Origin of the sequence: Alteromonas sp. Mac1, from assembly GCF_001562125.1 — a bacterium.
In the GTDB taxonomy this organism is placed as follows: domain Bacteria; phylum Pseudomonadota; class Gammaproteobacteria; order Enterobacterales; family Alteromonadaceae; genus Alteromonas; species Alteromonas stellipolaris.
Genome location: NZ_CP013932.1, coordinates 177305 through 192118 on the forward strand (window position 1 = coordinate 177305; position 14814 = coordinate 192118).

The window sequence follows — 14814 nt, forward strand, 5'->3', positions numbered from 1 at the left end:
TGCAGAAGATTTATAAAGTGAACGCACTAATACTTTAGCGCGAATGATATGTATTTGGTGGGGGTTGGCTTGCTCTCGTTAAAGCTTTACACGGGCAACGAGAAGGTAGAATGGGGTAAGTTTGATTAAACTAAATTCACGTAAATAAAAGATAAAAAGACCCCAAAAGGGGCCTTTGCTTACAGGATGTTCGTTGAGCGGTTTTATATCTGTATCCGCAGCTAACCTTTCATAGATTAGAAATTACGTCTTACGGTTACGCCGTAAGTGCGTGGTTTCGCATAAGAGATTTGTGATGTACCGTAGAAACCTGATACGTCAAAACCAATTAATTCGTGATCTGAATCGGTAAGGTTATCTACGTAAGCGGCTACGCTCCATAAATCTTCTTTGTCAGTCCAGGTAATGCGTGCATCAGCTTTGAAATGGCTTTCAATGGTATGCGCCGTAAAGTTTCTCGCGTTGTGGAAAGATTCAGACTGGTATGAACCACTGATTAGCGCTGCAATACTGCCGCTGTCTATATCCCATGTGTAGCGCACTAAACCAGATGATTGCCATTCAGGTGTATACGGCGGGGTAGTGTCTACAAATACGCCTGAAGCCACCTCTAAGTCTTCAACAACGGCATCGGTGTAAGACACGCCGAACATGATGTCTAACGCATCAATAGGGTTTAATAGTAGTTCAACTTCAGCACCGGTAAATTGCGCGTCTTCGTTGAAAACCACACCGGCATTGTTTACCCATGAAAACGACTGATAGTCAGTATAATCATAGTAGAAAATACTACTGTTTAACTGTGCTTTGCCGTCCATTAGGGTTAGCTTCGCGCCCGCTTCATAGGCAAGAAGTACTTCAGCGTCGTAGGTGCTAAAACTGCCGCCTAAAGGCGCGTTGAAGTTACCGGCTTTTACGCCTCGGTTAATACCGGCATATAACAGGGTGTCTGAGTTTGGTTTATAGTCTAACTGTAGCTTTGCAGACCACATGGTTTCATCGTTATCCATGGCTACATCTACTAATGGATCAAGGCTGTAATCTACTTCAATATCACGGTCTACCAAGTTGGCATTTTGGCGTAGCTGGCCGTCCATCGACTTATTTTCACGTACTAATCGTAAGCCCGATACCAGTACTAGTTCGTCGGTTAAATCGTAGTCGATTTGCCCAAATACTGAGTATGAATCGGTATCGATAGTGGCTAATGTGTTTTGTTCTTCACCGGCCAAATAGCCGCCTGTTGGGCTTGCGGCTAGACCTTGTAAGTAGTCGGTTTCAATGCTTAAGTAATAGAAACCTGCTACCCATTTACTGTTCATGGTGTTGCCGCTTACTCGCAACTCTTCACTGAACTGGGTAATGTCGCCATCTGACTGGAAAATTAATTCTGGTGAGGCGGTTTGATCTGAATCTAGGCCGATAACGCGAGTAAAGTTCTTCCAGTCGGTCACCGAGGTAAAAGTGAAGTCGTCAAAATCATATTCGTAAGTTGCTGCTAGGCCGCGAGACTTAATTTTGTTTTGATCTTCAAAGGCGAAGTCTTTATTTACTTTTTCGCCGCTTCCATCAGGGTCGATATTACCGTTAAAGTCACCGCCTTGAACTGGGCGCAGTGGGTCGCCGTTAAAGTTACCATCTACACAAGCGCCAGCTTGAATAGTGTCACAACCTAGTGGATCGTCAGCGGCATAAATAACATCAATAACATTGCCAGCAGCGTCTTTTACTTCTGTGGTATTAACCACTTGATAAGGGCCTTCACTTTTGGTCGTATCTGCCCAGTTTGCACTAACTAATAGGTTTGAATTAGCGCTTAAATCAAAGTTTAACTGAGCACGGAATGCCTTGGTATCGTCGTTGTAACCGTCTTCACCGCCGCCAATGCTGCCCGCACGAGTATCTGGCGCGGCTTCATCTTCATACACGTTCTCAAGGATGTTGCCCATCTTGTTTGCCATCACCGAGATACGGCCAGATACTTTGTCGCTTAGTGCGCCCGATACCGCACCTTCAAACCGTTTTTGTTCGAAGCTAGCAAAGGTGAGTTCAGCGTAACCTTCCACTTCTTCGGTAGGCTTCGCTGTAATGGTATTTACCATACCGCCAGTGGCGTTCCGGCCAAAAAGGGTGCCCTGTGGGCCTTTCAAAATCTCAACACGGGCGATATCGAATAAACCAAATGTTTGCGCTTGTGTACTGGCTAAGTACCCGCCATCTACGTATACCGCCACCGGAGCTTCAGCAATGTCTGCGTAATCGTTTTGTACCACACCACGAATATTAAAGATGGCGCGTTGACCACCAATATCACCAGCTAGGGAAACACCTGGCGTAAATGCAATTAGGTCGGTGCTGCTTTCAAAACCCAATGACTCCATTTGCTCGCCACTGAATGCCGTTACCGCAATACTTACGTCGTTTATGTATTGCTCACGCTTTTGCGAAGTAACCGTAATTTTTTCAAGTACCACCGAATCTGCTGCTGCAGTGTAGGAAGATTGAAGCGCCAATCCTATTGCTAAAGCGCATAGCGTCTGTTTCGATTTCATGATGTGTTCCCTTCTTGTTGTTGTTACATCTACAAACTACATAGAAGTATTTTTTGTTTTTTATTTGATTAACTTTTGTTCTAACGAAACTAAAGGGGTTTTACCAAGGGGTAAATATTCATGTGTCGAAGTCATGTTTCATGTTTATGAAACTAAGTGGCACTTACTTTCCTGAATTTACAATATATTAACAATGAGGCGGTATTGGCCAATTCGAACGGATTGTTGTTAAATTAATGATTTTTAAGAATAAAGTAGGGTTTTTGGGGCGTTAAAGCTGTTTTGGGGTAAAGGGTTTATTGATATGGGTATAAGAAAACGCGATAGCGTAGGGCTAAGTTACGCGCAAATTAAATGACAATAATTTACGTGAAACTCGCCCTAGGCTAGCCATCAAATTTAGCGGAAAGCAGGGATAACTTCTTTGCCGTAACGAGTGATAATATTTTCTTCATCACCGTTATCTAAATAGATATTAAATTGCGTGGTTCCAGCGTTTTTAAGCGCCTGAATTTTAGTAATGTGATCTTCAGCTTCACCTAACACACAGAAGCTTTTGACGATGTCGTCAGTAATAAAGTCTAGGTAGGGGTTATCGCTTTGACCATGCTTCGAGTAATCGTAGCCACGACGTTGTTCAATATAATCGGTTAAGCTTTTTGGTACTAAGCCTGAATCTGTACCGTATTTTTCAACAATATCGGCCACGTGATTACCTACCATGGCAGGGAACCACTTGGTTTTTTCAATACAGGTTTCCATGTCACCAAAGTAAGCAGGTGCAGCGGCTTGAACTTTGAAGTTGCTCATGTCGCGCTCAACTTTGTTCCCGGCATCTTGGCACTGTTGACCAAACCATTGCACCAAATCTGGGTCGCCAATTTGAAGAATGACACCATCGCCATGTTCACCGGCTACTGCTAAGGCTTTCGGACCATAAGCGCCCACCCAAACTGGCAGTTCATAGCCTGTAGCCCACGGGAATTTAACCGGCTTTTCGCACTCGCCGTACATCACTTCTTCACCGCGCACCATGGCTTTCACTTTATGAGTGAATTCGGTTAAGCGAGCAAGGTTCGCAGGCTTTTTACCCATTACACGCATAGAAGAATCACCACGACCTAAACCAATGTCGAAACGGCCATTACTTTGCAGTGCCAAACTGGCGTATAAGCTTGCCGCTACAGACCAGTCACGTACGTTAGGGTTGGTCACACACGGGCCAAAGCGCATTTTGGTGGTGTGCTCCATACACATGGCCATTGCCACGAACGACTCGCGCCAAAGGATGTGTGAATCGTAAAACCAGCAATAATCGAAGCCGGCTTCTTCAGCCATTTTTACTAATTTACGGGCACGATCTGGGCTAACAAAGCCTTTAAATGTGATACCGAATTCCATGAGTTTTTCCTCTGTTTCTTTATATTTTGTTTAATGCGTGTTTTTGCTTAATTTATTTAGTAGCTAATCACTAGCGGCTTACGTTGTTTTTGACCTGCCCGTATTAATGATCCGGTGGGCAAATACGAATGCCTGCATGACTAAATGGCACTGCTTTGGATATGTTTAAGCGAATTAAAATAGGGGTAATGGCTTCAATACAACGGGCACTTTCAGCTAGGCCAGCGTTGTAACTTTGAACGCCTAAGTTATCTAGTAATGCTATTACTTTGTTTTTCGCTTCAAGCTGATTACCGCACACCAAAATGTCGCAGTTAATGCTTTGCTCAAGATTGTTAAGGGTGACAGCTGATACATTATGCAGCGCGCCGACTACGGCATAGTCATCGCCTAATAATGCTTGAGCAGATTCTGTGGCTGAACCTTCTGGTGGCATAGCAACCGCTTTGGGGTTGTTTTCAGCCAACGGCACGACAATGTCGATAACAATTTTGTCGCGAAGTAATGGGCGAATTTGATCTAAGGTCGCGTGATGTGCTGCCCAGGGTACTGAAATAATCACGAATTCATCTGCTGCCGATGTGGCTGCAATAGTGTCTGTGCCACTGATGGTGCCAGTAGTGGCAGTACTTGCCGCAGCAATGGATTCTTGTAGTGCTTTAGCTTTTTCTGCTGCCCGTTCGCCGTCTCGCGAACCAATAACTACGTCTATTCCCGCTAGGGCGAAGCGTTTCGCTAGCCCCGAACCTTGCGGGCCAGTGCCGCCTAAAATAGCAATCTTCATGCGAATAAATCCTCTTGGGTTGGTCTTAACAGGTCTGAGGCTTTACTGTCTGGGTTGCTTTCCCATTCAAGCCCTTTAAATAAAATAACGGGGCACTTACCTTGTTTACTCATCAGCAAACCAGAGGCTGCAGCAAGTTCATCGGCAAGGGCAGGCGCTGTAACTTTTAGGGGGCGACCCCACGCATCACATTCACCATAAAGTGGGTTTAGTGCAGGCACATTCGCTACGCCAATGGCCACGTTGGTTTGGCCTAAACGCCATGGGCGGCCAAAAGTATCGCTTATCACCACCCCAATACTGTGCTCTGGTGCGCCGTAATATTTGCATAAGCTTTCGGCAATAATGCGTGCGCTGGTATCAGGGTCTTTAGGTAATAAAATCAGTTCGCCTGGATTATCGGTATTCGATTCATCCACCGCGGCATTGGCACTTATATGGCCTAATCTGTGCTCGGTAATAATAATCCCCTCATTGGCAGCAGGGTGTTTATGCACTTTTACTAAGCGAGTAGATTCAGACAGAATCACAGTAACTTTACGAGGGTCTTTATTCACCTTTTCAGCCACGTCGATGGCTTCTTCGGTAGGGGTAATATCGTCAACATGGCAAACCGCGCCTTCCGCTTTCGATATGATTTTTTGTGCGATAACCAGTACATCGCCTTCACATAACACCTGTCGCTGTGCGGTAAGCTTTTCAATTATCAATCCCACAAGGTTGTCGCCTTCGCGAATATCCGGTAAGCCTTCTATGGTATTGATGGTAAGTGCTCGCATACTTTAAACCTCAAGCAATCAAGGAGTCGACAACGTCATTCACATGACGAAGATCGTCTGGATGGTCGATGTCTTGACTTAAATATTTAGGCTGAACGGTCACGCACTTTAAGCCTTTTTCAATGGCCGCTTGGTGATGCTCATAAGAAGATGATTTGCCAAATGCAAAATCAATGGCGTTAGGGGGCGTAGTGCATAGTGCGTTAGTGCCGCCATCATATGCACTGCCAATAACCACTGATGTATCGCCTGAGGCCAATGATGCAATAGAACTCAGCTCTTTTTCTTCTAACCGAGCAATATCAGCAGGCAGAATAAGTTGATGGCTAAACCCTTGTGACATACTCCATTCGGTGGCTTGAGTTAAGGCTGTGTTTAAGTTGCTGCCTTTGGTCTCAAATATTACTTTGCAGCCTAAGCTGGTGGCTAAATCGGCGATGTATAGCGACGGCGTTACTACCAGTTTCTGCCATTGTGGAAATGAACCGTTTAACGACATAACGGTTTTCTTGAACAACTTAATGGCTAACGCTTTACGTACGCTGGCAGGCAAATGTGGTGACAAACGCTGCTTGCTGAACGCAGGATCTTTCATGGGGATAACAACGCATAGTTTATGCACAAGGCACCTCCGATTGATAAGTGGTGGCCGCCGAAATAACTTCTTCCATTAGTGCTAGTTTTTCTTGATCTGATTTCATTAAGGTTGAAGTGCAATAAGCGTGCAACCCAAAACTTTCGATAACGTTTGTTTCGCCTTCATCTTGATTATCAATGACCAATACATCGCTAATATCTTGGTAAAATTCAGCAATGCCTTTGTTACCGGGTGTATAGCTCATTTGTTGTAGTAGCTTTTCAGCAGGGCCTTTTATGGCCTTGCCACCAATTAGCGGCGAAACCGCAATTTTGGTGGCGTTGCTTGCTGATAGCGCATCGCGCAATTGGGGTATAGCTAGCATGGGGGCAATGCTAAGTAATGGGTTGCTAGGGGCAAATACGATAATGTCAGCAGCGCTAATGGCCGCCAACACTTCAGGAGTAGCAGAAGCAAGATGTGCCCCTTCGTACGCAATATTGGTTACGTTAGCTTCGCAGCGTTGGTGTACAAAGTAAGTCTGAAAATCCACCCAGCCGTTTTCAGTTTCAAGACGAGTTTGCAGAGTATCGTCGGTAGCTGGCAGCAAAGGTATGGTAATACCTAATCGGGTGGTAATTTGGCGAGTAATCGCCGTCATAGTCATGCCTTCGGCCCGCTTAGCGCTTCTGAAAATATGGGTGGCAATATCCATATCTCCCAAATGCATCCATGTGCTTGAACCAAATTGAGCAAGCCGAGAAAGAATGCGGCAGCTGTCGTTTTTAAGCCCCCAACCAGTAACTGGATTCACTTCGTTCGCTAATGTGTAGGTAAGCGTATCTAAGTCAGGCGACACCCATAAATTATGGAATTCGTCGTCATCACCTACGTTGCCAATAATGGATAGGTTATCTTTGTAAGCCGACTGATACAGGCCCTTCGCAGCTTTTGCACCGCCTACGCCACCGGCGAGTAACACAATGTTTTTCATGCGCTTACCTTCACGGGAATGTGAGATGACGTGTTAAATGGGCTAAAGACTGTTTTGTCTTTTTGTGGGGCTGCTGGGCTAGCAGTTTCTGAGCCCACAAGCGCCGCTTGGTGAGCAGGCTTTTTGTCACGGCCGTACGGGGTAATTACGTCGTACAAAGTATTACGTTGATGGGCGCTTAGCCCAGCGCGCTGAATAAAGTTCACCATATCCCGAGGGACAATTTCTTGACCGTGGCTAGCACCTGCTGCACGAGAAATACTCTCGTTCATTAGGGTGCCTCCTAAATCGTTAGCCCCTGCACGAAGCACTTTCGACGCCATATCTGGCCCCATTTTCACCCATGAGGCTTGAATGTTATCGATGTAACCTTGCAACACTAACCGAGCAATGGCGTGCATTTTGAAATGCTCATCGGCAGTAGGGCCAGTTCTTACTTCGCTAGGGTTATTTTTATAAAGGGGGCTGTCGTTATGTATAAAGCCTAACGGAACAAATTCAGTAAAGCCGCCAGTACGAGCTTGCATGTCGCGCAATAAAATAAGGTGAGCGGCCCAGTGTGATGGCCCATCTATGTGCCCATACATAATGGTAGATGTTGTCGGTAAACCAACGTTGTGCGCGGTTTCTATGATTTTAAGCCAGTTTTCGGTGCTAAGTTTGTTTTTAGTTAGTTTGCGTCTTACTTCAGTATCTAGAATTTCAGCTGCCGTACCAGGCATTGATGCTAAGCCGCGTTGTTTTAAGTCGGTTAATAAATCTGTGTAGCTTTTGCGGCCTTTCATTGCGCCATACCAAATTTCAAAAGGCGAATAGGCATGAATGTGAATATCGGGCACGGTAGATGACACCGTATCGAGTAAGTCGCCATAAAAACTGGCGGGTAAGTCAGGGTGAAGGCCACCTTGAACACAAATTTCAGTTGCGCCCCGAGCGTGGGCTTCTTTGGCCCTAGCGGCCACTTGATGAGGGGCCAAAAACTCTGCATCGCCGGCGTTTTTATTCACCCCGAAATTACAAAACTGACAGCCCATATGGCATACATTGGTGAAATTTATATTACGAGTTATAACAAACGACCCGTCATTACCGGTACGCAGTTCGCGCACAATGTCGGCGGTGTGCAATAGGGCATCGGTTTCCGGCCCATGGCAATAAAACAAGGCTTCCGCTTCTTCGTGATTAAGCATTTTGCCTTCTAAAGCTCGCTGTAAGATATGGGCAATAGCAGGGCGAAGATGGCTTAGCTTAGTTTGAATAGGTGTATCGCTGTAGGGCAAGGTGAAGTCGCCTGCTGGCGTTAAGTCGCAAGGTGAAACCGAGGTGATATTTTGCAGTATGTTACCCATGAGCAACTCCTTGAAAAGTGGTGTTATCGATACATTGCTCTACGGCAAGACCGTCGTTGCGCCAAGCCGGCATAGCTTGATGGAGCGCCTTAGTAACGTAACGTTCGCCTGCTTGTAGGTACTTCGGATATACGGTTAAACGTTCTTGCAATGCATAGCCTTGTTGCTCGCATGCATTTGCTAATTCTGTAATTTGCGGCCAGCTACGTTCGGGGTTAATAAAGTCTTTCGTTAACGGTGAAATACCGCCCCAATCGTTAATGCCTGCAGCAATGTAATGAGGGTATTCTTGGGCTAAATTCGGCGGCGCTTGCAGAGAAATTGCTGGGTCTAAAATTAACCGAGCCATGGCCAGAGTGCGGCGCATATCATCAAGGGTAGGCTCTGGCGCATTGGCCATAGCGGTACCTGCTTTCGCTCGAAAGTTTTGAACGATGACTTCTTGAATATGGCCATATTCTTGGTACAGGGTGTTAATGGCCATTAAGCTATCAACACGCTCTTCCCAGGTTTCACCAATGCCAATAAGAATGCCGGTGGTGAAGGGGATATCTAGCTTTCCTGCGTCTTCCAACGTCTTTAAGCGTATACCTGGTACCTTGTCTGGACAGGCATAGTGGGGTTGGCCCTTTTTCATTAAACGGTCGCTGGTGCATTCGAGCATCATCCCCATGCTGCCGCTTACATTTTTTAGCTGTTTCAGTTCGTTAAAGGTTAACGTTCCCGCATTCACATGGGGGATCATTAAACTTTTATCCAGCACCATTTCACACACTTCGGTTAGGTAATCCACCATGCTGGTATGGCCCAATGTGGCCAACCAATCTTTCGCGTAGCGATAACGCTTCTCGGGTTTTTCGCCCAAGCTGAACAAGGCCTCTTTACACCCTTGCGCTTGGCCTTTTAATACAGAAGCCAACACCTGATTTGGGTTTAAAATATTGGCTTGGCCTGAGTCTGGGTGTTTTACAAACGTGCAATAACCACAGGTATCACGACACATGTTAGTCAGCGGAATAAATATCTTTCGTGAGTACGTCAGGGTATTAGGCCAGTGCGTATCGCGAACGCCTGCAGCCTGTTCGCAAAGTGCATCAAGCTGTGCACCTGTAGCATGTTCAAGGGCAATGGCGTGTTGGCGCGATAGCATAATAGGCGTCTCCTGCAAGTAAGGTTAATGCACTAAATATTCAATTTAGGCTGTTGCTTTTTTAATCTTTACCATGGTTTTTACCAAATGGTAAAGAGATTATTTGCAGGTTTTTTTGGTGCGAAGTGTGTCTCAAAATAGAGCAAGTTGGGTGTGCTGGCAGGGTATTTAATAGGTTTTATTGATAGGGTTTTTATGATTAAAGTTGTTTTATTACAGTTGCTTATGTTTGTTCTTTGACGGTGGTGGAATAGGGCGAGTAGAAAGTAAAAGGCGCGCTTTTACGATGAAGCGCGCCAAAAAAAGTAGGGTAAATAAAATTTTATGCACTAGTGTTGTGCATCTAGGGCGCTTAAAACGAAATTGCATAAAAATTCAGTGGCTTCGTTAAAATCATCTTGCTCTAACGCGGGTTTACCTAGCAACAACTGAATTTGCGTAGAGAAGTCGGCATAGGTTTGCGTGGCAGCCCATATGGTAAAAAACAGATGTTTGGGATCGACTGGGCGAATGTGGCCATCGGCTATCCAGCGCTCGATAATTTTTACGTCTCGCTCAAACGCAGGCTTTAAGTTTTCTATCAAATAGGTTTTAAGTACCGGTGCGCCGTTTATGATTTCATGGGCGAATACTTTCGAACCATTGGGGTAATCACGAGATAATTCTATTTTTTGCTGAATGTACTGCCTAATTGTGCTGGCTGGAGATGCCTCAGGGTCATCGTTGAACTGCATTTTCTCAAGCCATAAATCAATCATGTTTTCGAGTACGGCTTGGTACAACTTATCTTTTCCTGGAAAGTAATACAAAATGAGTTGTTTAGAGAGGCCGGCTTGTTGCGCCACTGCATCCATTGAAGAGCCAGCAAACCCTTTTTGTGCAAATACTTCTTCTGCGGCGCGCAGAATTCCGGCCTCTGTTTTTGCACGATTGGCCTGCGTCTTTGTAGGTTTTGTCATTTTTATGTCCTGTTACCGCTTCCATGTGGCGTTGTGTAAAGTTGCCACTTGTTGTTCTTGTTTGTTTTCTTAACCGCTTTCTTTAACCATTTTAAGGTGCTCATGTAACAGAGCCTCAAAGTCTTAGAAATGGGTAGTCACTGTGCTAAATAGCAATGGGTTCTTCCTTCCCATGTTCTTTGGCAAGCGCTTCTAAAAAGAGCTCTACCAAGCGGGTGGGCTTAGGTGACTTACGATAAATGGCCGCGAATTCACAATGATAGGCGAAATTATTGGGCTCGATAGCCCGCATCTGGCCTTTTTTTACGAAAGACTCTGCATAATGATCAGGCAAGAAGCCTAAATAACAGCCCGAAGAAATCAGTGTGGCAATACCTTCTTGATCGTTCGCAACCGCCATTTTGTTAAGCCCCAGAGACATACTTTTGTCCATATTTGGGCTGTGAAAGCTTAGCCCCGCATACTTGGCGTCGCAAATCTCTTCACGGGAAATATCCCCTAGTTCTATGTAAAAAGGGTGCTTGCGTCCGCAATACAAATGCATCTGCTCACCAAACAAGGGTAAGTAATTTAGGCTTGAGGAAGAGCGATGGGTAGGAATAATGCCAATATGATAGCGCCCATCCAATATACCTTGCTCAATCGTATTAACCGGCACCACATGAATTTCTACATTCACATTAGGCGCCTGCTGCTGATAGGTGTATATGGCTTCATTCACTTTACATGCATCGTTCGACACGGTTTTATCAAACATGGCTACCACCACATTGCCCTGCAAATGCCGATGCATGTCGTTTACTTCGTTTCTAAAGTCTTGCAACGACAACAACAAACGCTGTGTAGATTCATAAATACGCTTTCCTTCTTCGGTAAGCGAAAAGCCCCCACGGCCTCGATGACAAAGCACCATACCTAATCGGGTTTCTAAATCTTTCAAATGTCGGCTAATGGTAGAACGCCCAATATTGAGTTCAAGCTCGGCAGCAGAAAGGCCGCCAGCCTGTGCCACCACTATGAATACTCTCAATAAGCGAATGTCTGTATCTGATAGGTTTCCAAGAATTGCGCGCATAGTTTCATATTTATGAAAGTAAGATTCGAATATTTATAATTTATCGAACTTATGCGGCTGGGTAAAGTAGACCAAGTGAACAAATACCATAGGAAAACAATTATGACCCAGTGGGCTTCCAAGCTATCACAACCGCAAATGGATGCGTTGTGGATGCCTTACACTGCAAATCGCCAGTTTAAAGCATCGCCTAAAATGATTACCGGTGCACAGGGCAATTACCTCATTGATGACAATGGTCGTAAAATCTTCGATGGATTATCTGGGTTATGGACATGCGGCGCAGGGCACAATCGCCCTGAAATTGCCGAAGCAGTCGCTAAACAGTTAACAACACTAGATTATGCACCCGCCTTTCAGTACGGTCACAATTTGGCGTTTGAGCTAGCTGACAGGCTAGCCAACATGGCGCCGGCTGATATCAATAAAGTGTTTTTCACTAACTCAGGTTCTGAAGCGGCTGATACGTCAACCAAAATAGCCCGTGCTTATTGGCGCCAGCAAGGTCAGCCTACTAAAACTCGCATCATCGGCCGAGCGAAAGGCTACCACGGTGCAAGCTGGGGCGGCATTAGTTTTGGCGGCATTGGCGCAAACCGCAAAATGTGGGGGCCAGCCATGGAGTCTGATCACCTTTCACATACCTTGCTGCCGAATAATCAATTCTGTAAAGGCGCACCGAACTACGGTGAAGAGCTTGCTGATGAGCTTATCGAAATGGTGGCATTACATGATGCGTCGAATATTGCGGCGGTGATTGTTGAGCCAATGAGTGGTTCTGCAGGGGTTATTGTTCCGCCAAAAGCCTATTTACGCCGCTTACGTGAATTGTGTAACCAGCACGATATTCTGCTTATTTTCGATGAAGTAATTACCGGCTTTGGTCGCACAGGTAGCTTATTCGGGGCCGATGCGTTTGATGTAGTGCCCGATATGATTAACGTGGCCAAGCAAATCACCAATGGCGCCGTTCCTATGGGCGCGGTACTGGCTCGTGAATTTATTTACGACACCGTAGTTAACGCAGGCGGTGCCGATTACAACATTGAATTACCACACGGTTACACCTATTCAGGCCACCCTGTTGCTTGCGCGGCCGCCATGGCTGCCCTTGATATTTTAGAACAAGAAAACCTCGTCAGCCGCGTTGCCGAACTTAGCCCTTACTTTGAAGAAGCGGTGCATAGCTTAAAAGGCATGCCATTCGTTAGTGATATTCGAAACTTCGGCTTTGCCGCAGGCTTCAGCATTGAAAGCTACCCAGGCGAACCGGCTCGACGCCCTTATGAAATCGCTGACGCCATGTGGAAGAAGGGGTTTTACGTACGCTACGGCGGCGACACTATTCAGTTAGGCCTTCCGTTTACCACTGAAAAAACGGAAATCGACACCTTAATTAACGCGATGCAAGACACGTTAATGGGCAAATAGCCCTTTACCGTCTTGGTCCACTTACGCAAAAAAAGAGATACAGATATGACTTCATTGGTAGGACACTTTATTCATGGCGAACACGTAGCGCCGCAAGATGGAAATTTGATTGATATTCACAACCCTTCTACTGGCGCTGTGTGCGGAAAAGTAGAAATGGCCTCGGCTGCTTTGGTGCAAAAAGCGATAGATTCAGCAAAAACGGCGTACCCAGCATGGCGTGCTACGCCACCAGCAAAACGTGCACAAGTGATGTTTCGTTTAAAAGTATTGCTAGAGCAACACAGCGATAAAATTTGTGAATTAATCAGTGAAGAGCATGGCAAAGTGCTACACGATGCGAAAGGTGAATTACAACGCGGTATTGAAAACGTTGAGTTTGCTTGTGGCATGCCTCAATTACTTAAAGGCGAACACAGCAAAGATGTGGGCCCAGGTATAGACGCTTGGAGTGAATTCCAGCCGCTAGGTGTAGTGACAGGTATTACGCCGTTTAACTTTCCGGCCATGGTGCCTTTATGGATGTGGCCCAGCGCTATCATGTGTGGCAACACCTTTGTGTTGAAACCATCCGAAAAAGACCCTTCCAGCGCGCTGTACATAGCAGCCCTAGCGGCAGAAGCCGGTTTACCACCGGGTGTACTTAACGTGGTAAACGGCGACAAGTCAGCCGTTGACCAACTGTTAGAAGACCCGACAATTCAAGCGGTAAGCTTTGTAGGTTCAACCCCTGTTGCCGAAGCTATTTATCAAAAAGCCAGTGCCAACGGAAAGCGTTGCCAAGCTTTAGGTGGTGCGAAAAACCACGCCATTGTTATGCCAGATGCTGATGTAGATAACGTAGTGAATGCACTAATGGGCGCTGCGTTTGGATCATGTGGCGAACGCTGTATGGCGTTATCTGTCGTGCTTGCAGTAGGTGATGAAATGGGCGATACCCTGCGCGACAGATTGTCAGCGCAAATTGAAACGTTAAAAGTGGGCGCGGGTAACGACAATAGCAATGACATGGGGCCGTTAATCAGCGCTCAACATTTCGATACAGTGAGTGGGTTCATCGACTCTGGTGTTAGCCAAGAAGCTGATTTGGTCAGTGATGGTAGAAAGCTCAGTGTAGAAGGTTTTGAAGATGGCTATTTCTTAGGGGCTACTTTGTTCGACAAAGTAAAACCTCACATGGAAATTTACCAAAAAGAGATCTTTGGCCCCGTGCTTGTGATGTTACGTGTCCCCGATATGCAAACGGCACTTGAGCTAATTAACGAGCACGAATATGGAAATGGTACCTGTATCTTCACCCGTGACGGCGAAGCCGCACGCTTCTTTATCGATCAGGTTCAAGTGGGCATGGTGGGTGTGAACGTACCGTTACCTGTGCCTGTGTCTTACCACAGTTTTGGTGGGTGGAAGCGCTCATTGTTTGGCGATTTACATGCGTATGGCCCAGATTCAGTGCGTTTCTACACGCGCAGAAAAGCCATTACACAACGCTGGCCGTCAACGAACTTGCGTGAAGGCAGTCAATTTTCTTTCCCAAGTAACTAGTATCTCAACCAACAAAGTTCGCTAAGACAGCGAACTTTGTTGGTCATTAAAAACCGGTGCAACGCTCTCTGGCACAGGCGCTGGCATAAATGTTGAAAGTCCAAAATATAAGAATTTACCATTCGGTCAATTTTTACAGTGTTATTGGCATTAATTAAGCGCCTAAAAATAGAACAGCGCATTAGACAAAAGAATAATCACGCCCTTTGCTTTAGGCG

General features: G+C 45.8%; 12 protein-coding genes. 2 read left to right on the forward strand and 10 right to left on the reverse strand.

The genetic code is table 11. The features are described from left to right. Positions 1 to 236: 236 nt before the first annotated feature. The 10 genes from AV939_RS00725 to AV939_RS00770 all read right to left on the reverse strand — a co-directional run bounded on the left by AV939_RS00725 (position 237) and on the right by AV939_RS00770 (position 11620). Positions 237 to 2552 carry a TonB-dependent receptor gene (locus AV939_RS00725; RefSeq protein WP_057794834.1) on the reverse strand — a complete coding sequence of 772 codons (2316 nt, stop codon included), beginning with the start codon at positions 2550 to 2552 and terminating at the stop codon, positions 237 to 239. Positions 2553 to 2951: 399 nt separating this feature from the next. After that, on the reverse strand, positions 2952 to 3953 hold the full coding sequence (locus AV939_RS00730) for a TIGR03842 family LLM class F420-dependent oxidoreductase (RefSeq protein ID WP_057794832.1): 1002 nt from the start codon (positions 3951 to 3953) through the stop codon (positions 2952 to 2954). 103 nt (positions 3954 to 4056) lie between these two features. Then, positions 4057 to 4737 (reverse strand): NADPH-dependent F420 reductase, encoded by a 681-nt coding sequence (gene npdG, locus AV939_RS00735; protein WP_057794830.1) that lies wholly within the window; start codon positions 4735 to 4737, stop codon positions 4057 to 4059. Continuing rightward, positions 4734 to 5516, reverse strand: coding sequence for a coenzyme F420-0:L-glutamate ligase (cofE, locus tag AV939_RS00740; protein ID WP_061996817.1), 783 nt, complete (start codon positions 5514 to 5516; stop codon positions 4734 to 4736). The genes npdG and cofE overlap by 4 nt, the downstream gene beginning before the upstream one ends. A gap of 10 nt (positions 5517 to 5526) precedes the next feature. Continuing rightward, positions 5527 to 6138, reverse strand: a complete 612-nt coding sequence (gene cofC / locus AV939_RS00745; RefSeq protein WP_156454611.1) for a 2-phospho-L-lactate guanylyltransferase — start codon at positions 6136 to 6138, stop codon at positions 5527 to 5529. Then, a complete protein-coding gene (gene cofD / locus AV939_RS00750) occupies positions 6131 to 7087 on the reverse strand; it encodes a 2-phospho-L-lactate transferase (protein WP_061996819.1) in 957 nt (318 codons plus the stop codon). Before cofD ends, cofC begins: the two co-directional genes overlap by 8 nt. Further along, positions 7084 to 8436, reverse strand: a complete 1353-nt coding sequence (gene cofH, locus AV939_RS00755; protein WP_061996821.1) for a 5-amino-6-(D-ribitylamino)uracil--L-tyrosine 4-hydroxyphenyl transferase CofH — start codon at positions 8434 to 8436, stop codon at positions 7084 to 7086. The genes cofD and cofH overlap by 4 nt, the downstream gene beginning before the upstream one ends. After that, a complete protein-coding gene (gene cofG, locus AV939_RS00760) occupies positions 8429 to 9586 on the reverse strand; it encodes a 7,8-didemethyl-8-hydroxy-5-deazariboflavin synthase CofG (protein ID WP_061996823.1) in 1158 nt (385 codons plus the stop codon). Before cofG ends, cofH begins: the two co-directional genes overlap by 8 nt. A gap of 329 nt (positions 9587 to 9915) precedes the next feature. Continuing rightward, positions 9916 to 10545: a TetR family transcriptional regulator C-terminal domain-containing protein gene (locus tag AV939_RS00765; RefSeq protein ID WP_061996825.1), complete on the reverse strand. Its 630-nt coding sequence runs from the start codon at positions 10543 to 10545 to the stop codon at positions 9916 to 9918. A 145-nt stretch (positions 10546 to 10690) separates the two neighbouring features. Continuing rightward, complete coding sequence (locus AV939_RS00770; protein WP_057794817.1) at positions 10691 to 11620, reverse strand: LysR family transcriptional regulator; 930 nt, start codon at positions 11618 to 11620, stop codon at positions 10691 to 10693. A 102-nt stretch (positions 11621 to 11722) separates the two neighbouring features. Between AV939_RS00770 and AV939_RS00775 the strand changes: the two genes are divergently transcribed. Further along, positions 11723 to 13051, forward strand: coding sequence for an aspartate aminotransferase family protein (locus AV939_RS00775; protein WP_057794815.1), 1329 nt, complete (start codon positions 11723 to 11725; stop codon positions 13049 to 13051). Positions 13052 to 13096: 45 nt separating this feature from the next. Continuing rightward, complete coding sequence (locus AV939_RS00780) at positions 13097 to 14596, forward strand: CoA-acylating methylmalonate-semialdehyde dehydrogenase (RefSeq protein WP_061996827.1); 1500 nt, start codon at positions 13097 to 13099, stop codon at positions 14594 to 14596. Positions 14597 to 14814: the final 218 nt, after the last annotated feature.